Here is a 25754-nt window from a genome sequence, read left to right as displayed (position 1 = left end):
CACGCTGCAAGGATTCAAGGAGGCCTAGTACGAGTGCTTGGCCGACGGCTTGCTGGGTCTCAGCCACCCGGTTTAATTCGGCGGTCAGGGCCTGCCCGCATCCCTGGGTCTGATCAAGTCCGAAATGATGGCCACCGCCAACTGGTCTTTCACCATGTACCCGGGCCTGTCCATGGGTGCCATGAACACCATCCAGATGCACGGTTCCGAGCAGCAGCTCCAGGACTACATGGTCCCCATGACCGAAGGTCTCTGGGGCGGCACCATGTGTCTGACCGAGCCGCAATGCGGTACGGATCTGGGCCAGGTGAAAACCAAGGCCGAGCCGCAGAAAGATGGTTCCTACAAGATTTCCGGCACCAAGATCTTCATCTCTTCCGGTGAGCATGATCTGACCGAGAACATTGTCCACATCGTTCTCGCCCGCCTGCCCGATGCGCCGAAAGGCACCCGTGGTATCTCCCTGTTCATCGTGCCCAAGTACCTGCCGGGCAAGATCGGTGAAGACAACGGTGTCAGCTGTGGTTCCCTGGAAAAGAAAATGGGCATCAAGGCGTCCGCCACTTGCGTGATGAACTTTGACGAGGCCACCGGCTTTTTGATCGGCCCGGAGAACAAGGGCCTGGAGTGCATGTTCACCTTCATGAACACCGCGCGTATCGGCACCTCCATCCAGGGTCTGGCCCACGCCGAGCTGTCCTATCAGGGCGCCCTGACCTACGCCAAGGAGCGTAAGTCCATGCGCGCCCTGTCTGGCAAGAAAGAGCCGGATGCCATCGCCGACAGCCTGATCCACCACGGTGACGTGCGCCGCATGCTGCTCAAGCAGAAGGCCATCGCTGAGGGCGGTCGCGCCATGATCTACTTCGCCGCCCAGTACGCAGACAAGATGATCAGCGCTGCCCAGGCTGATAACGACGAAGAGTACCAGAAGTGGGATGACGAGCTGGGCTTCCTGACCCCGATCCTGAAAGGCTTCCTCACCGAGAAAGGTCTGGAAGTGGCCAACGACGGCATGCAGGTATTCGGTGGCCACGGCTACATCAAAGAGCACGGCATGGAACAGATCGTCCGTGACGCGCGCATCTCCACCCTGTACGAAGGCACCACCGGCATCCAGGCGCTGGATCTGCTGGGCCGCAAGGTACTGCTGCTGACCAAGGGCAAGTGTGTTCGTGACTTCAGCAAGAAGCTGGTGGATTTCGGCACCAAGAACCTGCGTGATCCCAAGCTGCGCCCGTTCGCCTGGAAGCTGCTGAAGATCGCCGCCGAGTGGAACTACCTGACTACCCGCATCATGCTGGTGGCCTCCAAGGACCGCGATATCGTTTCCACCGCCAGCTACGACTTCCTGATGTATAGCGGCTACGCCATGATGGCCTACTTCTGGGCCCTGCAAGCCGGTGTTGCCAAAGACAAGCTGGAAAACGGTGGCGCAGAGCCGGCGGAGTTCTACCAGGCCAAGCTGGCCACCGCCGAGTTCTACTTCGATCGCATGCTGCCCTCTGCCAAGGCCCACGCGGATGCCGCGCTGAAGCCGACCAAGAGCACCATGCAGCTGAAGCCGGAACACTTCTCCTTCGATTACGAATAAGGAGAGGCTGCGACGTCGCTACACGGACGTCAGGCACAAAAAAGGGCGGCCTTCGGGTCGCCCTTTTTTATTGGATAGCTTTGATTACCCCACTCAAATAATGAAATGAATAGGCTTTCTTTTTATTTCTTAAAAAACCAGCTGAAAACTTAACGCTTGCATTATTAACATACAGAACAACTTCTTCATCCCAAACGCCATATTCTATATATTCTTTGGGAAACTCTTTCTGCAGATCCTGCTCTACCCCTGCCAGTTTTGCAAAAACAATTTCCCTTCTTCTCTTGTCGATCACTCTTCTTGCTTTATCAATTTTTTTGCAAAACTCTTTTTGCTCTTCGAGCCAGTCTTTACCGTATCGCTTTTCTAATATGGAAAACATTTTCCTTTTAGAATGGTTATGCTTTTCTCTGTTGAAATCTATCGTTGATATAGCCAAATTTCCTGGCCATGAACCCCCTCCTTTAGTAACAGGAACAATATGATCGATAGAAAAATTTTTTGGATTTTTTGTCACCGGGGCTCTTGTGTAATAACAAACACCACCCTGTAAATTATAAATTTCTTCAATATCTGACTTCTCATAAACGCCAAAAGAATAAAAATCCAAGTTGTCGGCTCTATTGTTTGAGTGGTTTTTATTTTTATAAAAATTTCCCAATTTCCTGAAAACTTCTTCTACATTCTCCACTTCAGGAGAAGTAAACCTAATAGCCCCACCTCTCTTTTCTATTATTTTCACTGACCCTAAAAGGCTGTTCTGGTTATCATTAGGAAGCCCCTCCATTTCAGATTCATAGATCTCCCCAACAAAAACTCCCTCACGGAAAAAATACATACCCCACCTTTATAAGGTTTTTTATATTGATTGGATGGCTTGATCAGCCATCTATAGAAATATTTTTTCAACTTACTTTCTTAATTACAGCTTTGCACTAGATAAATGCGGCTCCATACACAAAAAAAGCGGCCCCCTTTCGGAGGCCGCCTTTTAAGACTTACCAGAATCTATCGAGACTTAGCTGTTCTCGAACTGGTTCATGGTGTTGTCTTTACCGCCAGCTTTCAGCGCAGCTTCACCGGAGAAGTACTCTTTGTGGTCATCACCGATGTTGGAACCGGCCATGTCCTGGTGCTTCACGGTAGCGATGTTGCGACGGATTTCCTGACGCTGAACACCTTTGGCGTAGGCCAGCATGCCTTCTTCGCCGAAGTAGCCTTCTACCAGCTGGTCGGTGGACAGAGCAGCGGTGTGGTAGGTCGGCAGAGTGATCAGGTGGTGGAATACACCGGCTTCACGGGAAGCCTTGGCCTGGAACTCTTTGGCCCACTCGTCAGCTACGGCAGCCAGTTCAGTTTCGTCGTACTTCACGCTCATCAGACCAGCGCGGTCGTAGGCGGACAGATCCTTGCCTTCCTTCTCCCAGGCATCGAATACCTGCTGACGGAAGTTCAGGGTCCAGTTGAAGGACGGGCTGTTGTTGTAAACCAGCTTGGCGTTCGGCTCTTGTTCCTTGATGCGATCAACCATCAGTTTGATGTGCTCGACATTCGGGGTCGGAGTCTCGATCCACAGCAGGTCAGCGCCGTTCTGCAGGCTGGTGACACAGTCCAGAACAACACGGTCGATGTTGGTGTCAGAACGGAACTGGAACAGGCCGGAAGCCAGACGGGTCGGCTTGAGCAGCTTACCGTTGGACTTGATTACCACGTCGCCATTGTTGATCTCGTCAGCAGACTCGATGTACTCGCCTTCCAGGAAGGAGTTGTACTGGTCGCCCAAGTCACCCGGCTCGTTGGTTACAGCGATCTGCTTGGTCAGGCCAGCACCTTCGGAGTCGGTACGGGCAACGATCACACCATCGTCAACACCCAGCTCGAGGAAGGCGTAACGAACGGCGTTGATCTTGGCCAGGAAGTCGGCGTGAGGAACGGTCACTTTACCGTCCTGGTGGCCACACTGCTTCTCGTCAGAAACCTGGTTCTCGATCTGGATGCAGCATGCACCCGCTTCGATCATCTGCTTGGCCATCAGGTAGGTGGCTTCCGGGTTACCGAAGCCAGCGTCGATGTCGGCAATGATCGGCACAACGTGGGTTTCGAAGTTGTCGATCTTGTCGATGATTTCTTTCTGCTTGGCTGCGTCGCCAGCGTCCTTGGCATCATCCAGAGCGCGGAACAGGTGGTTCAGTTCCCAGGCATCAGCCTGCTTCAGGAAGGTGTACAGTTCAGCGATCAGGCTAGCGACAGCGGTCTTCTCGTGCATGGACTGGTCAGGCAGCGGACCGAACTCGGAACGCAGGGCAGCAACCATCCAGCCAGACAGGTACAGGTAACGACGCTTGGTGCCACCGAAGTACTTCTTGATGGAGATCATCTTCTGCTGGCCGATGAAACCGTGCCAGCAACCCAGGGACTGGGTGTACTTGGAGTTGTCAGCGTCATAGGCCGCCATGTCTTCACGCATGATCTTGGCGTTGTACTTGGCGATGTCCAGATGCGTGTTAAAACGGTTTTGCAGACGCATGCGAACAGCAGATTCCGGATTGATGTCTTTCCAGGTGCTGTTGGCACCAATCACGGAGCTAAGTGCTTCGATGTCTTTGGTGTATGACATGGTGAACCTCTGATTAACAAATTGGTTTATCGATACCGGGAGGGGCAACCCTGCTCATGCCAGACAGAACACATGCCGGTCTACCGATGCGGCGCATTCTAGAGGCAGTAGACCCATAAACATAATCAATATGATCTATGTTCGGTATTTTTCTGGTGAATGTAGGGCGTATTTCGTAGTCCCGAAGCCCCGATTGATCGCCAGATTGCCACAGCGTCAGTACAAAGCGGAACGATCGCCAGCCTGACTTGCCAACACCTAAATCGGTCTTCAAGGTGGATAGGTGCCACCATTTTCCCGAACACAATGCCACTTATCAATGAGACAAACAGCGGCATTTACCGCATCGCCCGCCAATTTACACCTTGCACACAGTGACCCGAACTGGGCTTTGCTACTATGATCTTTCCTGCACAGCTGGCATGGAGAGTGCATTGCCATTTCAGGTAGCAGTTGTGTTCAGGGATATAAAAATGACGAAGGGGAATCTATGAAAGCGCTTAGTCCGGTGGACCAACTTTTTCTGTGGCTGGAAAAACGCCAGCAGCCCATGCATGTAGCCGGTCTGCAGCTGTTTTCCTTCCCGGAAGATGCAGGCCCGAAATATGTCAGCGAGCTCGCCCAGCATATGCGCGACTACTGCTCCCCGGTAGCACCATTCAACCATCGCCTGACACGCCGGTTGGGCCAGTACTACTGGACCGAGGACAAGCACTTCGACATCGATCATCACTTCCGCCACGAGGCCCTGCCCAAGCCCGGCCGTATCCGTGAGCTGCTGTCGCTGGTCTCCGCCGAGCATTCCAACCTGCTGGACCGGGAACGCCCCCTGTGGGAAGCCCACCTGATCGAAGGCATCCGTGGTCGCCAGTTCGCGCTCTATACCAAGATTCACCATTCCGTGGTGGATGGTATCTCCGCCATGCGCATGGGCATGCGTGCCCTGTCCACCGATCCGGATGAACGGGAGCTGCCGCCGGTGTGGGCCTATCAGCCGAAAAAACGCAGCCGTTCACTGCCCAGCAATCCGGTGGATGTGGCCTCCAGCCTGGCACGGCTCACCACCGGCATCAGCAAACAGGCGGCCACCGTGCCGGGGCTGGCCCGGGAAATTTACAAGGTCAGCCAGAAGGCCAAAAAGGATGAGAACTACGTGTCCATCTTCCAGGCCCCGGACACCATGCTCAATCAGACCATTACCGGGTCACGCCGTTTTGCCGCACAGAGTTATTCGCTGGCACGGCTGAAAGTCATCGCCAAGGCGTTCGGCTGCACCGTCAATACGGTGGTGCTGGCCATGTGCGGCCATGCCCTGCGTGAGTACATGATCAGCCAGAACGCCCTGCCCGACGAGCCGCTGATTGCCATGGTACCCATGAGCCTGCGCCAGGATGACAGTGCTGGCGGTAACCAGATCGGCATGATCCTGGCCAACCTGGGCACCCACATCTGCGACCCGGCCAACCGGCTACGGGTGGTACACGACTCGGTACAGGAAGCGAAAGAGCGCTTCTCGCAGATGAGCCCGGAGGAAATCCTTAATTTCACCGCCCTGACCATGGCACCCACCGGCCTCAACCTGCTTACCGGGCTGGCACCGAAATGGCGGGCCTTCAATGTGGTGATCTCCAATGTGCCCGGCCCGAAGGAGCCGCTGTACTGGAACGGCGCCAAGCTGAAAGGCATGTACCCGGTGTCCATCGTGCTGGACCGCATCGCCCTTAACATCACCCTGACCAGCTATCAGGACCAGCTGGAATTCGGCCTGATCGCCTGCCGTCGTACCCTGCCTTCCATGCAGCGACTGCTGGATTATCTGGAGCAGTCCATCCGTGAGCTGGAGATTGCGGCGGGGATTAAATAGCCACGCCTCACCGTAGGAGCGTCGCTCTCTGTGCTCTGCGAGTAGGCGGCGCGATTGAAGCAGTAACGAGACACGAGAAGCGAGTTTCGAAAAGCATATCCTCTGAGCGGCTGTATCGAGGGTTGCCTTTCGTGACTCGCTTCTCGCAACTCGAAACTCTGGTTATCGCGCCGCCAACGACGTTATTCGCTACGCTCCTACATTTCGCGGAGAGGATATGACCGCAACCGTCACACAGATCACCCGCGGCGACTTGTCCTGCTGGGAAATTCGTCACCGCAACCAGACCCTGGTGATCGCCGAACAGGGTGCCCAGGTGCTGGCGTATCAACGAGATGGCGAGCATCCACTGATCTGGCTCAGTGAGGAAGCGGCCTATCACAAGGGCCAAGGCGTGCGCGGCGGGGTGCCGGTATGCTGGCCCTGGTTCGGCGCGCTGGCCTTTAATCCTGCCGCGATCCGCCAGCAATATGCACTGGCAGAGCCCCCCGCCCACGGCCTGGTCCGTCAGCAGCCCTGGACACTGCACCACACGCAGGAAGACACCGACGGCATCACTCTGACCTTCGGCCTGTCGGACCTGGCCGACCGGCAATCCTTGCCCCCCGTGGAACCCACCTTGACCGTGCGCCTGGACGATAGTCTGCGTCTGGCGCTGAACAACCATAATCATGGCACCGAGCCGGTATGGATCAGCCAGGCCCTGCACAGTTACTTTGCGGTCTCTGACTGTCGCCAGGTAACGGTACACGGCCTGGAGACATGCCCCTATGTGGACGCGCTGGATGACTGGCAATCCCATCGCCAGGAAAACCTTCTGACTTTCCTCGGGGAGACCGACCGACTGTATCTACAGCTTCCCGACATCCTGCATATTGATGATCCCGGCTGGCAGCGCCGGGTGACCCTGTCAGCCTCCGGCAGTCGCTCCGCGGTGGTGTGGAATCCCTGGGTAGAAAAAAGCCGTCGCCTGACCCAGTTCGCCAGCGATGCCTGGCAGCGAATGCTCTGCATTGAAACTGCCCGTGTCCTCGACAACGCCCTGCTGCTGGGCCCTGGCGAGCAGCACAGCATGGTCGTTCGCTTTGTGACAACGGCGTTATAACTGCCGGTTTAACCGGCCATAAAAAGGGGTGGTGCTCGCCAAAAAAGGAGGGTAAAGTCGGAAATGGCTGCGAATTATGGCCGTGGATTAGTTTGGTAATTGTCTTCCCTGCGTGAAGCTGAAGTTGTCTCCGAACACCGCCCAACATGGTTTGCAAGCAACACTCAAAGTAATAGTTTCGAGGTATAGATTCACATGGCTACAGGTACTGTGAAGTGGTTTAACGAGTCCAAGGGTTTTGGTTTCATTTCTCAGGACGATGGTGGTGCGGACGTATTCGTTCATTTCAGCGCAATTACCGGCTCAGGCTTCAAAACCCTGGCCGAGGGTCAGAAGGTTTCCTTCGAGATCCAGCAGGGCCCAAAAGGTCCGCAGGCCGCTAACGTGGTTGCTGAATAAGCGATTGCATTAGCAAGAAAAAGCCCGCTTCGGCGGGCTTTTTTTATGCCTGGCAAAACAACGAAGCCCATCCTTTCCGTAGGAGCGTCGCTGGCGGCGCGATAACCCAACGTTCGGAATCGCGCCGCCAGCGACGCTCCTACGGAAAGGCACGATCATTACCTACAGCCTTTTCCGCGGCTAACGCTTTTTCCCCAGGCTATCGTTAATCACGCTTGCATCCATGGACTCGCTACATCATGGATTCAAGCTGAGACGTGGTCGTTGCTCACAACCGCATCAGCACTACCTGATCACTGCTGTCACCCGAAACCGGATTCCCTGGTTTGAGAATACCGACAGGGCAAGACTGCTTTCGCGTAATTTCCTCAACCTGGACCAACAAGGCGCCAGCCAGTCTCTATGCTTTGTGGTGATGCCGGACCATTTTCATTGGTTGCTGGAGTTATCCGGTAAACATTCCCTTTCACAGACAGTGGGGATGCTAAAGAGCCAGACTGCCCGCGCTATTGGGCAATCCGTCTGGCAGCGGGGATTTCATGACCACGCCCTCAGACAGGAAGAAGACATCCTGCAAATCGCCCGCTATATCGTCGCTAACCCGCTTCGTGCCGGTTTGGTCAATAGCGTTAAAGATTACCCCTATTGGTATGCCGTCTGGTTGTAGCCCACTCTCCGTAGGAGCCGCATGGAATCGCGCCGCGAGCGACGCTCCTACGGGGGAGGTGTGATGGTTGTCTTCAGGGCTGATAATACGGCTGGTCGAGGAGTTGTTTGCGTTGGCGCCAGTCGGGCATGCGGGCGTCCATGAGGGCATGGAAGCCAGGGCCGTGGTCCATGTGTTGCAGGTGACACAATTCGTGCATGACCACGTAATCCAGCGCCGCCGGCGGATACTGCAGCAAGGCCATGTTCAGGTTGATATAGCCCTTGGCCGACAATGATCCCCAGCGGGTACGCATTTTCTTCACCCGCAATGCGGGCCGTGAATAGCCCTGAGTGGCGAACCAGGGAAACTGGCGGGTGATGCTGTCTTCAAACAGGGATCGCGCCTGCTTGCGCAGCCAGGCTTCCAGCGTTTGTTGGACCACCGCCTCGCTGTCTGGGTCCGCTACCCGAATCTGCAGGTAGCCACCGGACACGGCCACCGCGCTTCGCCCGGCGGACACATCCATGGTCAGCGGCTGTCCCCGGAACGGGAACGACGCACCATCCTGCCACCGCTGGCGAGGCCGGCTGGCCTGGCGCTGCTGCTGACTACGAATCCACTGGCGGCGACTGTCCACAAACGCCTGCACCATGCGCAACGACGCCCGCTGCGGCGCCCGCACCTGCACGCGGCCATCTTCCAGCACACGCAGCTCCAGGCTGCGGCGTTTGCTGCGGATCAGTTCGTAATCGCTCATGAATACAGCGGCAAGCTACAAGCTACAAGCTGCAACGCGAAACTGTCACGTAGCCAACCTGAAGAGAATGGATTCCGCGCCCCAAGCTGTGAGGTCGCGGGCACAGCCTGTAATGCAGCTCCCCACTTTCTCGCGCCTTGTAGCTTGTAGCTTGCAACTCCGACCCCTCTAGTAGCACGGCATCTGGATCGCGCCGCTAGCGACGCTCCTACTCCTGCGGTTGGCCCATCTCTTTATCCAGCTGCTGCTTCACCGCATCCGCCGGTGAGGCGAACGGCGCCAGCCACTGGTACAACACCGGAATGATAAAGAGTGTCAGCACGGTGGCAAAGAGCAGGCCGCCGAGAATCACCACGCCGATGGTGAAGCGGCTTTCCGCGCCGGCGCCGGTGGCCAGCACCAGCGGGATGGCGCCGAAGATGGTAGACACCCCGGTCATCAGCACCGGGCGGAAGCGCACGATGGCGCCCTGATAAACGGCCTCTTTCACCGCCAGCCCCTGGTCTCGCAGCTGGTTGGCGAATTCCACAATCAGGATACCGTTCTTGGCCATCAGCCCCAGCAGCATGATCATGCCGATCTGGCTGTAGATGTTCAGGCTGTCGCCGGTAACCCAGATCGCCAGTACCGCCCCGGCCAGGGCCAGGGGCACGGTGAGCATGATGATCAGCGGATGTATCCAGCTTTCAAACTGGGCGGCCAGCACCAGGAACACAATCACCAGCGCCAGAGCAAAGGTAATCAGGATCGCCGCGGCGGATTCCTGCAGTTCTTCGGCCATGCCCTTGTAACCGATACGTGCGTCCAGGGGCAGGCGCTCTCGAGCCTGCTCTTCCACATAGGTCATAGCCGTGGCCAGGTCATAGCCGTCCGCCAGGTTGGCGGACAGGGTGATGGCCGGCAGCCGGTCCACCCGGCGCAATTCCGGCGCATCGCCGGTGGTGGTCAGCTCCACCACGCTAGAGAACGGCACCAGCTCACCATTGGCTGCGCGCAGATAAATTGGCAACACATCGTCGGGGCCCTGGCTGTTGCGTTTTTCTGCTTCCAGCAGCACATCGTATTCACGACCCCGGTCCACGTAGGTGGACGCGGTGAGGGTAGCGAACATGGCTTGCAGGGTCTGACCCACATCGGTGGCGGTGATGCCCAGATCGGCGGCCCGCTCCCGGTCCAGTTTCACATCGAGCTGGGGCTGGGTCTGTTCGAAATCCGTATCGATACTGGTCAGCCCCGGGTTCTCTTCCATGGCTTGCATGAGCGTCTCGCTCCAGGCCAGCACCTGATCATAATCCGGCCCGGCCACCACCACTTCCAGGGCCTGGTTGAAGGCACTCTGACCCAGCCCCGGCGGGTTCACCGCAAAGGCGCGCAGACCTGCCACCTGGGACAGCTTGCCGCGCACTTCGTTGACGATCTCCTGTTGCTTACGATCCCGCTCACCCCAGTCCTTGAGCCGCACAATGCTGAAGGCTCGCTCGGTAACGCCTCGGAAGCCGACGATGGACAGCGCCCGTTCTGCCTCGCCGCTTTCCACCAGCGGCGCCATGATCTTTTCCACTTCCTTCACATGGTGGAGGCTGTATTCGGCGGTTGAACCCTGGGGTGCCGAGGCGGGGATAATAAAGACGCCGCGGTCTTCGGTGGGCGCCAGCTCCTGGGGCAGGCCGCGGAACACCAGCAGCGCCACCACGCACAAGACAACGCAGCCCACCACCAGCGGCCAGGGCTTACCCAGGGTCGCTGCCAGACTGCGGGCATAACCGTTGTTCAGTTTTTGCAGACCGCGCTCAAGCGCATTGCCCTCACCTTGCAGCTCCCTGACGCTATGCCGGTGCAACCAGCGGGAACAGAGCATGGGCGCCAGGCTAAGGGCGACGATACTGGAAATGATCACCGCCGAGGCCAGGGTAAAACCGAACTCGCCAAACAGGCGGCCCACGTCGCCGCCCATGAAGGAGATCGGCACGAATACCGCCACCAGGGTCAGGGTGGTGGCCACCACCGCAAAGGCCACCTGACGGGCACCCAGGTAAGCGGCGACAAGGCGACTCTCCCCTTCATCGATACGACGCTGGATGTTTTCCAGCATGACGATGGCATCATCCACCACCAGGCCGATGGCCAGGATCAGCGCCAGCAGCGTAAGCACATTGATGGAGAAATCCATGATGCCCAGGCCGATAAAGGCACCGATGATGGATACCGGAATGGTCACCGCCGGAATCAGGGTGGCGCGCAGATTACCCAGAAAGGCGAAGATCACCGCGATCACCAGCACCACGGAAATGCCCAGGGTAACCAGCACTTCCTTGATGGAGGCGCGGATAAACAGGGATTCGTCGTAGTTCACATCCAGGCTGATATCCGCTGGCAAGCTGCTCCTCACCGCCTCGATTTCCGCCTGCACGTTGTCGGACACCGCCACGGTATTGGCCTTGGACTGGCGGATGATACCCAGGCCAATGGCAGTCTCGCCGTTGGCGCGCAACACGGTATCATCGCTTTCCACGCCCAGCTCCACCCGGGCCACATCGCCCACGCGCAGCAGGTAATTGCCCTGGCGACGTACCACCAGATCCTCAAATTCGTTCACCGAGGACAGGCGATTGTCCGCCCGCACGGTAAAGGCACGGGACTGGGATTCCAGCCGCCCGGCCGGCAACTCCACATTGTTGCTGCGCAGGGCCTGTTCGATATCGGTGACCGTGACCTGGTTGGCGGCCATGCTCTGGCGGTCCAGCCAGACGCGCATGGCGTAGCGGCGTTCGCCGCCGATGAAGACTTCCGACACCCCGTCCAGCACCGCGAAACGATCTACCAGGGAGCGTTCGGCAAAGTCGGTGAGTTCCTGAGGGGCCAGGGTGCCACTGGTCAGCGTTACCCAGATGATGGGTCGGGCATCCGCGTCGGATTTCGCGATCACCGGGGTGTCCGCCTCTTCCGGCAGCCGGTTGAGCACCCGCGACACCGCATCACGCAAGTCGTTGGCAGCCACGTCCACATCCCGGTCCAGATTGAACTCCACACTGGTACGGGCGGAGCCCAGCCGGCTGCGCGATTCGATCTTGCGAACCCCTTCCACCCCGGCCACGGCCCCTTCGATCACCTGGATAATCTGGGTATCAATGACTTCCGGCGCGGCGCCAGCATAGTCCACCGAGATGGACACTTCCGGCGGATCGATGTCCGGGTATTCGCGCACCGACAGTTTCATCAAGGCGCTGATGCCGAATACCACGATCAGCAGACTGATAACGGTGGCGAAGACCGGCCGCTTGATGGAGATATCGGAAAGAATCATGCAGCGGCCTCGTTGTCCGCCTTATCGGCGTCCGGCGAAGCAGGCTTCAGCAGGGCCCGCTGTCCCGGCAGCAAGGCCTCCGGGTTATCCAGCACCTGCACGGCCTGGCCGCTGCCCAGACGGGAATGACCGTTGACCACCACGTCCGGCTTGCCGGTCAGGCCGCTGGTGATTTCCACCCAGCCGTCACGACGGCCACCGAGGGTGACCGGATGGCGCTCGGCGGTATTGTCAGCGGTGACGGTGAACACATAACTCTGCGCCCCCTGGGTAATGATCGACTGCTCGGGGACCAGCAGGGCATCGCGCTCGGCCAGCTGCACGGAGACGCGCAGAAATTGCCCGGGGCGAATTCGATCCTGGGGATTTTCCAGCCGCGCCCGGGCAGTAAGGCTGCGGCTCGCCGTACTCACTCTGGAATCCAGATCGGTGATGTTGCCTTCGAACACCTGATCCGGAAACGCTTCGTTGCGGGCCTGCACCGGCAGGCCGGAGACCAGCCGAGCCAGGTAGCGTTCCGGCACCTGAAAATCCACCTCGATATACCCCAGGTTATCCAGGGTGGTGATGGCATCGCCGGTTTGCAGGTAGCCACCCGCATCCACCTGACGCAAGCCCACCACGCCGGCAAAGGGGGCGCGGATGGTGTGGTCGTTGAAGTTGGCCCGGGCGGCATCGCGGCTGGCCTTGGCACCATCCAGAGTGGTGCGGAAGCTATCCACTTCGGACTGGGAAATGGCACGGCTCTTGACCAGTTTCTGGCCGCGCTGGAAATCATTCAGAGCGCGCTGGTATTCCGCCTCGCTGCGGGCAAGCTCGGCGCTGGCATTGCGGTCATCCAGGGTGACCAGCACCTTGCCCTGCTCCACCTTCTGCCCTTGGCGGAAATGGATCTTCGCTACCCGGCCGGGAACTTCGCTAAGGATCGTCACTGCCTGGGCAGCGCGGGCTGTCCCCACTGCTTCCACCCGGTCAAACAGGGAACGTTCGATGCTCGGCGCCAGGTTGACCACCGTGGGCGGTCGCTGCCCCATGGGTGCCGGCGCTGGCGCCAGGGCCCACCAGAGGCCAGCACCTACCAGCACCACCAGTATCAAGGCGGCGATAATCCGCTTCATGAACGTCTCCAAAGTGTTATTCGCAACAAGCCGTAGGGGAAGTCTAGCGCTCAATTATGCAAGCAATTTGTAGAGGGAGCGTAAAACCTGGATCCGTGACTTCATCGCGGCGCCTGACGCAAGCCTTTGCCGCCACAGAACATTTTCTTCAGTCGATCGTATTCCCTGATACGACGCTTCTTCAGAAAACCCCCTGTGACAACAAACTCTTACGCCATGCATCCACGCTGAAATCACGGGTCCAGGTTAAAGTGACAGGCAATTATGAAGTAAATTCATTTTTCGCGCAGATTCTTGCTGTAGGAGCGAAAAACCAACGGCGCTTTCACCACAGAGGGCGCAGAGCTCACCGAGAAAACCCCAGTGCTTTTGGTTCATCGAAAATTTGCAGGAACCGGCTCGTTTGGCGGATGGCAGCACCTGCAATCTGAATCCTGCCTGCCGCCACAGATTGCGTAGGGTGCACTGAGCCCAAGGCGAACTGCACCACAACCACCATCGCCGACAAGCTGGCCCAGCAGCCACACTACACGTCACGATCAATCTTCTTTTCTCGGTGAGCTCTGTGCCCTCTGTGGTAAAAAGGCTTTTGATCATGGCCTGCTTTGTTCGCCAATAAAAAGCCCGCCGGGTGGCGGGCTTTTCGGTAGCGTGACGCCTGGAGGCGTTACACCATTTCGGCGCGCATCTTCTTCTTGTCCAGCTTGCCTACGGACGTGCGCGGCAGCTCATCCACGAAGATAACGCGATCGGGGATGCCGTAACGGCTGATGATGCCCTTGTCGGCGTAGTCGGCCATCAGGGCCTTGATGCCCGCTTCATCCGCATCGCCATTCTTGACCACCAGGGCCACCGGGCGCTCGCCCCATTTTTCGTCGGGCACACCGACCACGGCACATTCACCAACGCCGGCGTGCTGCAGGATCATCCCTTCCAGGTCGATGGAGGATACCCACTCGCCTCCGGTCTTGATCACATCCTTGATGCGGTCGACGATCTTCAGCCAGCCATCCTCGCTCATTACCGCCACGTCACCGGTGTGCAGCCAACCGCCGGCCCACAGCTCTTCGGATTTTTCCTTGTCGTGGAGATAGCCCTGAGTCAGCCACGGGGCACGGACTACCACTTCGCCCTGGCTCTTGCCGTCGTGGGGCACGTCGTTCATTTCCGCATCGACGATGCGCAGTTGCACCATGGCCACCGGGCGACCGGTGCGGGTGCGGTAGTCCGCCTGGGTTTCCAGGTCGGCCTTTTCCAGTTCCGGGGTCAGTTGCGCCAGGGTCAGCAGCGGGCAGGTTTCGCTCATGCCGTAGCCGGTGTAGATATCGATGCCGCGTTCCAGCGCGCCCATGGCCAGCGCCTTGGGCAGGGCGGAGCCACCGATGATCACTTTCCAGCCGCTCAGGTCGATGCTCTTGGCCGCTTCCGCCTGCAACAACATCTGGATGATGGTGGGCACGCAGTGGGAGAAGGTGACCTTCTTGGTGACCAGCAATTTAAGCAGGGAGGCTGGCTCGTAACGACCCGGGTACACCTGCTGCACGCCCATCAGGGTGGCCATGTAGGGAATACCCCAGGCATGCACATGGAACATGGGGGTGATCGGCATGTAGACGTCGTCTTCGTTGAAACGCCCCTGGCCCACACCGGCCATGGAGGAGCGGCCGGCGAAGGTGTGCAGCACCAGCTGACGGTGGGAGAAGTACACGCCCTTGGGCAGGCCGGTGGTGCCGGTGGTGTAGAAGGTGGTGGCGCGGGTGTTTTCGTCCAGCTCCGGGAATTCGAAACGGGCCGGTGCCTTGGCCAGCAGCTCTTCGTACTCGCCAGCCAGGGGCAGCGCATCACTGCTTTTTACACCGTCGTCGTCGAGCAGGATGTAGGTCTTCACCGGCTCGATGCGATCCTTGATGGCTTCCAGGATCGGCAGGAATTCGCTGTTCACCAGGATGGCGTCATCCTCGGCGTGGTTGATGGTGTAGAGCACCTGCTCCGGGCTCAGGCGCACATTCACGGTGTGCAGCACCGCACCCATCATGGGGATGGCGAAGAAGGCTTCCAGGTAACGGTTGGTGTCCCAGTCCATCACTGCCACGGTATCGCCGGGCTTGATGCCCTGGGCAGCCAGGGCACCGGCCAGACGGTGTACCCGTTCTTCAAATTCCCGGTAGGTAAAATCCCGGTCCCCGTAGGTGATGGTCTGTTCCGGCGCCTTTTGCACGCCCGCTTCGAGAATACGGTTGATCACCAGCGGCGGTTCCACGGCGGAGGGGGTACGCTGGATGGTGAGGTTACTGCTCATAGTGGCTCCGTTACCTTGTTATTCTGCCGGTATGGGCGTGGCAACACGTCCATACCTGTGAGTATGTAAGGCGTTCAAGACTGACACAGTCCCCCGCACGGGTCATCCGTTCAGCTGCGCCTGAGGTAACAAAATACTACTCGGTGTAGACGCGGTGTCTAGGGATAAAAGCACCAAGCGTTGAAGGATAGGTAGGGTGCACTGAGCCGCAGGCGAACTGCACCGGGGAGTGGTCAATGGTGCAGTTCGGCTGAGGCTCAGTGCACCCTACCCATTCAGGGGCGGGTCAGGGTTTTCGGGTCCAGCAGTTTTTCCAGCTCGTCCCGTGACAGATCGCACTGTTCCTCGGACACATCGATCACCGGGCGACCACTGGCGAAGGCCTCCTTGGCAATCTTCGCGGCCTTCTCGTAGCCGATCACCGGATTCAGGGCGGTGACCAGAATCGGGTTCTTGCCCACGCCCTCTGCCAGGCGGTCTTCATTGAAGGTCATACCGGTGATGGCCCGGTCGGCCAGGTTACGGCAGCTGTTGCCCAGCCAGGCGGTCATATCCAGCAGGTTGCTGGCCACCAGCGGCAGCATCACATTGAGCTGGAAGTTGCCGCTCTGGGCCGCCACTGCATTGGCCTGATCCAGCCCCATCACCTGGGCCGCCACCATGGTCACCGATTCGCAGATCACCGGGTTCACCTTGCCGGGCATGATCGAGGAACCGGGTTGGGTGGCCGGTAGCTGCAATTCGCCCAGGCCATGAATGGGCCCGGAGTTCATCCAGCGCAGGTCGTTACAGATCTTCATCAGCACCACTGCCAGCCCGCGCAGGGCGGCGGACAGATTCAGCGGCCCATCCAGGGCGCTCTGGGCCACAAAGGGATGCGGCAAGGGTTGGAAAGCCAGGCCGGTTTCATCGGCCAGTTGATCCGCAAAGGTGGTGGCAAAATTCGGATGGGCATTGATACCACTGCCCACCGCGGTGCCGCCCTGCGGAATGGCCAACAGTTCATCCCGGGCCCGGGTCAGGCGGCTGCTGGCATCCTGCAATTGCAGCACCCAGGTCTGCATTTCCTGTTCCACGGTCACCGGCATGGCATCCATCAGATGGGTACGACCGGTCTTGACCAACTCGCGGCTTTCGCGGGCACGCAGCCCCAGGGTCGCGATCAGATGTTCCAGAGCGGGGAGTAATTGTTCGGTGACAGCCAGTACCGAGGACACATGGATGGCGGTGGGAATCGTGTCGTTGCTGCTCTGCCCCAGATTCACATCATCATTGGGATGAATCTCGGCCCCGGCGTCTGCACACAGGTGGGCAATCACCTCGTTTACGTTCATGTTGGTGCTGGTGCCGGAACCGGTCTGGAAAATATCCACCGGAAACTGATCCAGATGGTGGCCATCGAGCAGATCATTACAGGCACCGACAATGGCGACCTGCTTGTCCGCCGGTAATTGTTCCAGCTTGAGATTGGCTTCCGCTGCGCAGCGCTTGATACGTACCACCGCAAGAATGAAGCGCTGCGGCAACGGGCGACCGCTGATGGGAAAATTATCCACCGCTCGCTGGGTCTGGGCGCCCCAACGAGCGGCTTTGGGCACCTGCACCTCGCCCAGGGAATCGGTTTCGATACGGGTGTCGGTGTCGTGGCCGCTCATGGTTGCCTCCTGGCAATGAATTTTCTCCATCATGGCACGGGAAAAATGTCAGTTCATCCATCCCGCTTTCACCACATCATGGCGTTTGTCTATGGATACTAAAGGCATGCGCGCACATCCTGATTCCTTTGCTGTCGATCCAGCCCTGTTTGCTGACCTACCCGCCCTCCCCGGCATTTACCGGTTTTTTGGCGAGCAGGACGAACTGCTCTATGTGGGAAAAAGCATCAACCTGCGGCAACGGGTAAAAAGCCATTTTTCGGCCCGGCATCGGGATAAGAAGGAAGGGCGGCTATGTCACCTCACTCGGCGCATCGAGCATCAGGTCACCGCCGGCGAACTGGGCGCATTGCTGCTGGAAAACCGGGAAATCAAGCAACGCCAACCCATCTTCAACCGCCGCCAGCGACGTTATCGTCAACTACACACCTGGCGGCTGGAAACCGATATTCACGGTTTTCTGGTTCCGGTTTTATACCGGCCGCTGGTGGATGACGACGGCTGGCAACAGGACAGTTATGGCCTGTTTCGCAGCCCCCGCCAGGCAAAAAACCTGCTGGACAGCAAAGTGCGCGACGCCGGGCTTTGCCCGCGGATCTGCGGGCTGGAAGCGGGGCGCCAGGGCGCCTGTTTTGCTTATCAGCTGGGCCGCTGCAAAGGCGCCTGTTGCGGCAGGAAAACGAGAGACAGCCATAACCAGCGGTTGCAGGAAACGCTTGAAGACCAGCATATCCATGCCTGGCCTTACTCTGGAATGCTGGTGATTCGTGAAGAGAGCCGCCAACAAACCGACTACCATCTGATTGATCAGTGGTGTCATCTCACCACCCTGCAGCGTCAACCAGAATCCGCCGCAATTACGCCGGATGCGAATGCCAGCTTTGATCTGGACAGCTACCGTATGCTGATCCGTTTTCTGGATCAGGGTGTGGCGCATTTTGTGCTGACCTAGGGTGGCGGCACCTTGGCAATGATTTCACTGTGCCAGGTGCCACCGGGCATGGCGATGCGACCATACTGCTGATCGCCGAATCCCACCTGTCCCACCAGCGGGTTACCACCACCACTCTGACCAAAGTCCGCACTCTGCCCCAGCAACAATTCATTTTCGATGGTCAGGCTGGGCAAGCCGTCACTGTTCTGATCACCGGATTTGAGCACCACATTGCCGTTACGCCAGCCGATGCTGCCGCTGACATTGGATAGCCGGAACGCTGACTGGGGGCTGGACACCTCTGCCAGTGACAAATACGCATTGCCGTCCAGATTCATATAGCCATCAAAGCCCAGGGTTGCCAGACCATCGGCAGTGGCCGGGTAAAGTACGAAACGGAACTGGTCAGCGGACAAATTGAAATCCCACAGCGCCACATTGGCAGTGGCTCCACCCAGATCGCTGAGACTACCCGCCCCCAGCAGGCCTCGTACTTGATAGTGAGACAGGGTATCGGTACGCAGCATGATCCCTGAGGCCAGATCCGGAAATGCCGGATCGGTATCGCCGAGCGTCAGATATAGGTCCCGCGCTTCCCACAACAGGTCATTATTCAACAGGCCCACCGCAACCTCGCTGGAGGTATCGGCGAACAGAAAATGGGAATGGGTTTGCCAGTTATCCGCCGCCGCCGCACGCACCAACGGATCTGCACTATTGGCCGCGTCCCAGAATCCCGGTGATTGCACCATGACGGTAGCGTCTGCCCGCAGCCCCACATTGCCGGTGGGCCCCTGGGGATACGCCAGGATATCCGCATCCAGCTTGCCCAGCGTGAGAACAATCCCCCAGTCATAGCTATCCGACCAGCCACTGGTGGGGTTGGTGACCGTCAACTGTTCACTGTAGGCATGCAGATGACCATTGCGCAGCAGGACGGCAAAGGCCGATTCACCGGCCGCTACCCGGGTAGGGTGAAACACGCCCCCCGCACTGGTACACAACCCGCTATCCGGCTGCCCGCTGCTAAAGCCGCCCCCAAAGCACAGGCCTGCCGGCCCGGTGTTGTTCTGCACCACATCCAGAATGGCATCCAGTGCGAACATGGGGCCGGGGCCATTGCCCAGTCGGCGCCAGTTCACCAGCTCCATGCGGGTACGGTCACCGTCCGCATGGCCCAGTCGAAGCTGGAAATCCGTGTCGTAATCCCATTGGGTCTGAATCGTCAGCCCTTCGGAACGGGTCGTATTGGTCCCGGCGTAATCCCAATGGCCATTGGGCGAGGTCCCAATATAGCCGTAACCGAGCCCACCGGCAGACACCTGCACCCGGGCATCTTTCAGGCCGCCGAGCCAGGCACCGTGCAGTAGCGGCTGGCGCCCCGAGCGATCAAAATTCCCCGGCGATGCCTTGTACATCAGGTCGAATTGCAAGGCGGTATAGGTATGATCCGCTTCCAGCAACAAGCCGTTGTTGTCGATCCCGATAGTGCCCCTGGCGGGCACATGCCCCCCGGCCGGGCCGTTGGTAAACCGGTTCTGTACCATCAGATTACCAATGCTCATCTCCGCACTACCGGCTCCGCCCTGTCGGTATATCCAGTCACCGGTCATGGAAAAGTCCAGACTGGCATGCTGGCCATTCGTGCTTAAGATCCCCTGGTTCACCAGCGTCAGGTTGCCTTGCGAATACAACCCGACCTGGCCCAGAGAGTGCCCCGCATAAGCAGGATTGGTCCCGGTTTGCAGGGTCATCCCGTCCAGGGTGAACAAGGAAGGTTGCCAGCCATACTGCAATGCCAACAGAGGAACGTTGCCATCACTCCCCACATCCAGTTGCAGTTGTGCGCTTAGCGGGTTGCCGTCTCCCTGCAGGGTGAGACCATTCAGTTGTGTGCAGGCATGCTGATCGGTGACGCCGCCACTACAGGTTCCAGCCTGTGCGTTGCCGCTATCTGTTATCCAGTTCAGCTGTTGGGCCTGGATGGCGCCGCTACTTTGCAAATTGACGGTGAGTCCGTCCTGACCACGAATATCAGCCAGACCACTGTCATCAATCGGTGTCATGGCAATGGCCGCAGAAGAAAGTGGCAATAGCGTCAGAATCAGCAGAGGTCGGTTATCAGAAACCATACAGAAACGCCCTCCCGTCAAAACGCATCTGCATGTCCCCGTTAGTGCTGGCCGAATCACTCATACGGAATGCCAGTGCACTACCGGGATTGTTATCGAGCATGAACCCGGGGGTGGAGCCATCGTCAACTTCTATTGCCAAGCGCCCGATATTCAGAAAGGTCCGCATGTCCTGATATTCACCCGGCCCCTTGGCGAAGGGGTAATCAAGCTGGATTGCCGGCAGGCCATCCGGGTTACAGGGGGAAAGCAGGCAGTTGCCGTCCGCATCTTCAAAACGACTCAGGTCCCGGTAACTGGAACCGGTATTACTGAGAAAGGCGCCCTCCAGTCGGGCATCTTCAATCGCCAGACTGCCGTAAAAATCCTTCAACACCAGCCAGTTTCCTTCACGTGCCACAAACTCCAGCCCCAGCCTGCAGGGATCAGGGGTACCGCCGCAGGCCATATCCGGTGTGTTGTCTTTTCCCACATTGTTGCGCAACCGCAAGGTTAGCTGAATGGCATCGCCACCACTGATCGACTGCAGCTCATTGTCGTCCATTGGTGTCATGGCATCCGCTTTCCCCTTAATCGGATAACCCCAAGCGAACAGCACCAACAACACCAGGATAAAAGGAGTGATATTTTTTGATGACGTTTCGTAGCCGGACATCTCCTTTCCTCTTTCAGCAAAACATTGTGCTGCCGTAGCAGTTTTGTTTGGGCGCCAGATCAAACTCCGGATGCTCCAGTAGCAAGCCCGGCGCTCCCAGCAAGGCAATGGCCTCATCAATGCCGCGGTTACCCAGATCTGCATTGGGGTTGTACACATCCAGCAGTTTTACTGACGGTGCATTGAGCCACCAACCGGTATTTGCTGGCACCGCATAACCACTTGAGCAACGGGGGGTGGCATTCCCTGTGGCACAGATATCAAAAGCGCCGGGGGGCAGCTCTTGTATGGGCGTCATCTTGCTGTACCTGGGGTAAGCGATCGGCTCTCGCTGAAAAGAAAGGAAAAAGTCGGAAGCCTCTTCAAATGTCAGCTTGTGTACGTTACGAAGATCTGTGTTGAGGCTGGCAAAAACCGTGTCCATTACTGCTTCGGCGGCACAGGCCAGAGGGTTGAAAAAGCCACAATTTCCGCCCAGGAACTCAAGATTATTCGTCTTCAATTCAGCAGCTTGTAAGCCTAGTGTTTGCATCCTGGTGCCTGCCAGATCCACAAATAGAGCATCACCAAGATTATTACCACAATCATCATGGCCAATACTGGTTCTGCCAGTGCAACCTGTTGCTCTTATTGTAAAGATACTCAGCAACCTGGCTTCGATATCCATGGTCAGTGAAAGCTCTGAACCCAGAAAACCGCTGACGCTGTTTATCCCGGAATGGCAACCGACTACACCTGAGCCCGTCACAGCAGCTGTATCACAGGTTGTCGCGAAAGCGGTATTTTCCTGATTGACAGCGTTGTTTGAATAGTAACGGCGCCCTGCGCTGATCGCACCGTCAGCAGATTGGGCGCCTATTTTTATACCGGCAATTTCACGCAGTGTCGTTGAATCATCATTCTTTACCGCGAATTCTATGTAAGGTCTGTCCAGTGTGAATGGACTGCCAGGATCACCGATATCGGTTCCTTTTCGTCCCATCAGGCTAAGGTAATCAATATCGATATCGCACCCTGCATGACCGGAAAGATGGTCGTTGATACCCCCACATCCCAACTGCAACTTTGAAACGTTAAGATTAAGCTGAAGCTCACCATCCAGACCGATTCGGTAAAACTCGAATGGTGTTGAATAAGCATTCGGATTGGCTAATGCACTACCGGATATCTTGTCGGAAACAATCAGCCCCTGTCCGGTTACCGATCTCATCTGATCATCATCAAGCGGGCTCATTCCAGCCGTATTAAACGCAAACGCGTGTGTTACACAGAAGAAGAGTAAAATCGCTCCCAGAAAGCCATTTCTTTCAGGGAATGCTGTTATTTTTTTTATCATCATCTTTCCCTAGTTTCCCGCGCCATAGCTTGTGAATTTCATGTAATTCACCTGTAAACCTTCGGCCCGGGCATCCCCCAGGTTTGCTGCACCGGTGCGGATGACAGGAAGAGTATTGGTACCTGGTACCCCCAACAGCGTGGATGGATTGGTCTTGTTCACCGTGGTGTAATCAGCCCCTGCATTGACGCTGTAACTACCGCCATACCCGCATTGATAGTCACTGCCATTATTGGCGGTGCAGTTAACCGCCTGACGATAGTAGCGATCGGCAACTCCACCGGTTCCCCCACGCGGCGCATAATCACCACAATTGCTACCTCCCGGACAGGAGTACTGATCCTGCCCTGGCCGCACATCCACGGCCGTGATCATGTAAGCGAACGCATCGAAGTCCTCGCAGCTTTCACACTTTCGAAAGAAGATCCCGTCATCGGTATCGTTGTAGGCATTGCGATTCGGCGAAGGCGTTGTCGATATAGGCGGGCAACCCATTCCTCGACAGGGATACCAGTCCCCCCAACGTGAATAGCCATGGGTGACAAAGTAGGAATCATCCACCGTATGGGATGGCGTGGCCCCCGGGGTATTGGTCAATAACGCTGCCCGGGCAGTGATGTAACCGGCATCAGGACTGTCCGGTACCGCCAGGGAATAGAAATGATCATGAACCGCTGTATGAGTAGGAACATCGGGAAGACGCGGAATTTCCAGAATGAAATTACCGTCTTGTGACGGTACTGTATTCAGCGTCAGCGCCTGATAGTAAAGCTGTCCCAGCGGAACGTACGCGTCCACATTTTTAAAATGCAGACCTTCAAGGGCATCAAACCTCACCGGCTGCCCCACCACATCGCTAGCACCTGGACCATCATGTTGGGCAGCAGAAAATCGAAAGTCTCCCTGCAGGCGACTGTGATAGAGAATGGCAAAGGTTTCGTTACCCGGCTGGGTGAACTGGAAAAGACGGAAGGCAGAATTGGCCGCATTACCCCGGATGATGGTCTGGGTTTTCAGCAGATCGCGGGTACCCACCGTCAGGTTATCGTTATTACCGGTGCGCCCTACCTCGAGTTCCCCCCAGAAAGAAAAGGTGTAATCCGGCTGCGCACTGGGCGCCAGATATTCATAGATCGTCTTGTCTGGGTTATTGGGGTCATTGTTGAGAATAGAACCATCGTAGCTGACACCACTGGGAGAGAAAGCCCGTAACAGGTAAGGATTATCATGGGGAGCAAAATCACTGATTAGCCCACCACGGGGACAACCCAGACTGGAGGCATCACAAGACGTACCGAAATTTCCGCCGCTTTCATCCCAATGAAAACCCCCGGCGCCCGCACCGGAAATGTTCACCCCATACCAGCGAAGATCTCCCCGTTGCAACGTGGTGTTCCCTGCTGGATCAGAACCCACCTGTTCAAAATAACTGGTGGGCTTGATCAGCCAGCGGAAATCCTCGAAACCAATAGCCAGCCCCGTGCCGGTCACCTGAGAGAGGCTTTCTTCATCCAGGGATTCCAGTGCAGCCATACCTGGCATCGGGACAGCCGCAAGGAAAGCCAGCAAAACCCGGGATAAGCTGATGCAGTGTCTATGCTTGAGTCTGGTGAGCATGCTCACCTCATTGCGTTGTTATTGTTTTATGTACAGCCGTTCACATTTATGACCAGTCAGTCACCAGCAAACCTAGCGCAACTGTTATGCAACTCAATGCTCAAAACAAAACTATGTGTTTACCCCATGGATAGGCTTTTGATTTGAAAGGGCTTGGCCGCTCATTTCTGCGATGAGCGCTTTGGTCAGGAATGGGGATATTTGGCCAACCGGGAAGGTTGTGAGTAACTATTGCGGACGGAGAGCGTTCCACCTTAAATCCATGGTGGTGATGGCGTTCTTTTATTTACCAATACAGAAGGAAGAGAAAATCCGACCCAGCAGATCATCCGCGGTAAAGGCACCGGTAATTTCTTCCAGAGCCTTCTGGGCGGCGCGCAGGTCTTCGGCCAGCAATTCGCCAGCGGCATGGCCATGCAGTTGCTGCTCGCCCTTGTCCAGGGCATCCAAAGCCAGCTCCAGGGCAGTGATATGGCGGCGGCGCGCGGAGAAGCGGCTCTGCCCTTCCCCCTGATAGCCGGCAGCGGCTTTCAGGTGTTCGCGCAGATCAGCAAGACCATCCGCGGTGGTGGCAGAGATCACAAAGCTGCCGTTATCACGACGGCCGGTGGCCATGCCGGACAAATCGGCCTTGTTGAGCACGACGGTGACCGGCAGATCCAGGTTTTCCAGTTGCTGCTGACTCTGCGGCAACAAGCTGTGGATATCTTGTGGATTAACCTCACCCTCACGGGAATCCACCATGACCAGCAAACGATCCGCCTTCCTCATTTCCGCGTAGGCACGGCGGATCCCCTCCTGCTCCACCACGTCAGCGCTGTCACGCAGCCCGGCGGTGTCGATCAGGTTAAGCGGCATACCATCGAGCTGAATGGCTTCACGCAACACATCCCGGGTAGTGCCGGCGATATCGGTGACGATGGCGGCATCAAACCCCGCCAGGGCGTTCATCAGGGACGACTTGCCGGCGTTGGGTTTGCCGGCGATCACCAGGGTCATGCCCTCCCGCACCAGGCGCCCCTGGTTCGCTTCCTCCAGTACCCGCTGGCACTGCGCGCGCAAGTCGCGCAGATCCCCAGCTACCTTACCGTCGGAAAGAAAGTCGATCTCCTCCTCCGGGAAATCGATGGCCGCTTCCACATAGATGCGCAGGCCAATCAGGTCTTCCACCAGACGATTCACTTCGTCGGAGAACACCCCTTGCAGGGAATGCAGGGCGGCGCGAGCTGAAGCGCTGGTACCCGCATCAATCAGGTCGGCAATGGCCTCGGCCTGGGTCAGATCCATCTTGTCGTTAAGAAACGCCCGTTGGGAAAACTCCCCGGCACGGGCCTGGCGGGCGCCAGCGGCAATGCAGGCCGCCACCAGCATGTCCAGAATCACCGGGCCGCCATGGCCCTGCAGCTCCACCACATCCTCACCAGTGAAGGAATGAGGCGCGGGAAAGGCAATCACCAACCCCTCATCGATAACCTCGCCATCCGCATCCCTGAATCTGGCGAAATGTGCCATTCGCGGGGTCAGTGAGCGACCTCCCACCAGCTTGCCAGCGATATCTTCAGCGTGAGGCCCTGATAGACGCACCACGCCAACACCACCCCGCCCGGGCGCCGTGGCAATCGCAACAATGGTGTCCTGGGCAGTATTCGACATGAGGTGATTCTGAAAGGCCGGAAAAGGAGCATCAGCATAAAACAAAACCGGCCGGGAAATCCCGGC

17 protein-coding genes and 1 pseudogene are annotated in these 25754 nt (G+C 57.6%); 6 read left to right on the top strand and 12 right to left on the bottom strand.

Annotated elements, in window-relative coordinates:
• Window positions 1–1594 (top strand): annotated as a pseudogene (locus ACFE0K_RS08020) (acyl-CoA dehydrogenase C-terminal domain-containing protein); the annotation flags it as partial.
• Between the two features lie 67 nt (window positions 1595–1661).
• On the opposite strand, the gene ACFE0K_RS08015 reads toward ACFE0K_RS08020, so the two are convergent.
• A complete protein-coding gene (locus ACFE0K_RS08015; RefSeq protein ID WP_434535567.1) occupies window positions 1662–2432 on the bottom strand; it encodes an HNH endonuclease in 771 nt (256 codons plus the stop codon).
• Between the two features lie 180 nt (window positions 2433–2612).
• A complete protein-coding gene (locus ACFE0K_RS08010; protein ID WP_434535566.1) occupies window positions 2613–4211 on the bottom strand; it encodes an isocitrate lyase in 1599 nt (532 codons plus the stop codon).
• A 490-nt stretch (window positions 4212–4701) separates the two neighbouring features.
• Between ACFE0K_RS08010 and ACFE0K_RS08005 the strand changes: the two genes are divergently transcribed.
• The 4 genes from ACFE0K_RS08005 (at window position 4702) to ACFE0K_RS07990 (ending at window position 8246) form a co-directional block, all read left to right on the top strand.
• A complete protein-coding gene (locus tag ACFE0K_RS08005; RefSeq protein WP_434535565.1) occupies window positions 4702–6075 on the top strand; it encodes a WS/DGAT/MGAT family O-acyltransferase in 1374 nt (457 codons plus the stop codon).
• A gap of 217 nt (window positions 6076–6292) precedes the next feature.
• Window positions 6293–7180, top strand: coding sequence for a D-hexose-6-phosphate mutarotase (locus ACFE0K_RS08000; protein ID WP_434535564.1), 888 nt, complete (start codon window positions 6293–6295; stop codon window positions 7178–7180).
• 195 nt (window positions 7181–7375) lie between these two features.
• On the top strand, window positions 7376–7579 hold the full coding sequence (gene cspE / locus ACFE0K_RS07995; protein WP_011590014.1) for a transcription antiterminator/RNA stability regulator CspE: 204 nt from the start codon (window positions 7376–7378) through the stop codon (window positions 7577–7579).
• Between the two features lie 223 nt (window positions 7580–7802).
• The gene (locus tag ACFE0K_RS07990) at window positions 7803–8246 is read left to right on the top strand and encodes an REP-associated tyrosine transposase (RefSeq protein WP_434535563.1); all 444 of its coding nucleotides are present in this window, start codon (window positions 7803–7805) and stop codon (window positions 8244–8246) included.
• A 73-nt stretch (window positions 8247–8319) separates the two neighbouring features.
• Here the strand turns inward: ACFE0K_RS07990 and ACFE0K_RS07985 are convergent, their stop codons facing one another.
• The 5 genes from ACFE0K_RS07985 to ACFE0K_RS07965 all read right to left on the bottom strand — a co-directional run bounded on the left by ACFE0K_RS07985 (window position 8320) and on the right by ACFE0K_RS07965 (window position 17361).
• The gene (locus tag ACFE0K_RS07985; protein ID WP_434535562.1) at window positions 8320–8985 is read right to left on the bottom strand and encodes a M48 family metallopeptidase; all 666 of its coding nucleotides are present in this window, start codon (window positions 8983–8985) and stop codon (window positions 8320–8322) included.
• Between the two features lie 208 nt (window positions 8986–9193).
• Entirely contained in the window at window positions 9194–12289 is a 3096-nt protein-coding gene (locus ACFE0K_RS07980) for an efflux RND transporter permease subunit (protein WP_434535561.1), read from the bottom strand.
• A complete protein-coding gene (locus ACFE0K_RS07975; protein ID WP_434535560.1) occupies window positions 12286–13407 on the bottom strand; it encodes an efflux RND transporter periplasmic adaptor subunit in 1122 nt (373 codons plus the stop codon). The genes ACFE0K_RS07980 and ACFE0K_RS07975 overlap by 4 nt, the downstream gene beginning before the upstream one ends.
• A gap of 667 nt (window positions 13408–14074) precedes the next feature.
• Window positions 14075–15706, bottom strand: a complete 1632-nt coding sequence (locus tag ACFE0K_RS07970; protein ID WP_434535559.1) for a fatty acid--CoA ligase — start codon at window positions 15704–15706, stop codon at window positions 14075–14077.
• Between the two features lie 275 nt (window positions 15707–15981).
• Complete coding sequence (locus ACFE0K_RS07965; protein WP_434535558.1) at window positions 15982–17361, bottom strand: class II fumarate hydratase; 1380 nt, start codon at window positions 17359–17361, stop codon at window positions 15982–15984.
• A 106-nt stretch (window positions 17362–17467) separates the two neighbouring features.
• Here ACFE0K_RS07965 and ACFE0K_RS07960 point away from each other — a divergent pair, with 106 nt between their 5' ends.
• A complete protein-coding gene (locus tag ACFE0K_RS07960; RefSeq protein ID WP_434535557.1) occupies window positions 17468–18313 on the top strand; it encodes a GIY-YIG nuclease family protein in 846 nt (281 codons plus the stop codon).
• Here ACFE0K_RS07960 and ACFE0K_RS07955 read toward each other — a convergent pair.
• The 5 genes from ACFE0K_RS07955 to mnmE form a co-directional block, all read right to left on the bottom strand.
• Window positions 18310–20427 (bottom strand): DUF6160 family protein, encoded by a 2118-nt coding sequence (locus ACFE0K_RS07955; protein WP_434535556.1) that lies wholly within the window; start codon window positions 20425–20427, stop codon window positions 18310–18312. The two genes, ACFE0K_RS07960 and ACFE0K_RS07955, sit on opposite strands and share 4 nt — an antisense overlap.
• Complete coding sequence (locus ACFE0K_RS07950) at window positions 20417–21082, bottom strand: hypothetical protein (protein ID WP_434535555.1); 666 nt, start codon at window positions 21080–21082, stop codon at window positions 20417–20419. Before ACFE0K_RS07950 ends, ACFE0K_RS07955 begins: the two co-directional genes overlap by 11 nt.
• Before the next feature lie 13 nt (window positions 21083–21095).
• Complete coding sequence (locus tag ACFE0K_RS07945; protein WP_434535554.1) at window positions 21096–22421, bottom strand: hypothetical protein; 1326 nt, start codon at window positions 22419–22421, stop codon at window positions 21096–21098.
• 6 nt (window positions 22422–22427) lie between these two features.
• Window positions 22428–23951, bottom strand: coding sequence for a hypothetical protein (locus ACFE0K_RS07940; protein WP_434535553.1), 1524 nt, complete (start codon window positions 23949–23951; stop codon window positions 22428–22430).
• Window positions 23952–24317: 366 nt separating this feature from the next.
• Window positions 24318–25688 carry a tRNA uridine-5-carboxymethylaminomethyl(34) synthesis GTPase MnmE gene (mnmE, locus tag ACFE0K_RS07935; protein ID WP_434535552.1) on the bottom strand — a complete coding sequence of 457 codons (1371 nt, stop codon included), beginning with the start codon at window positions 25686–25688 and terminating at the stop codon, window positions 24318–24320.
• Window positions 25689–25754 lie beyond the last annotated feature (66 nt).

The sequence above is a fragment of the Alcanivorax sp. genome, assembly GCF_051117345.1.
In the GTDB taxonomy this organism is placed as follows: domain Bacteria; phylum Pseudomonadota; class Gammaproteobacteria; order Pseudomonadales; family Alcanivoracaceae; genus Alcanivorax.
This window is presented reverse-complemented; position numbering and strand designations above follow the sequence as displayed.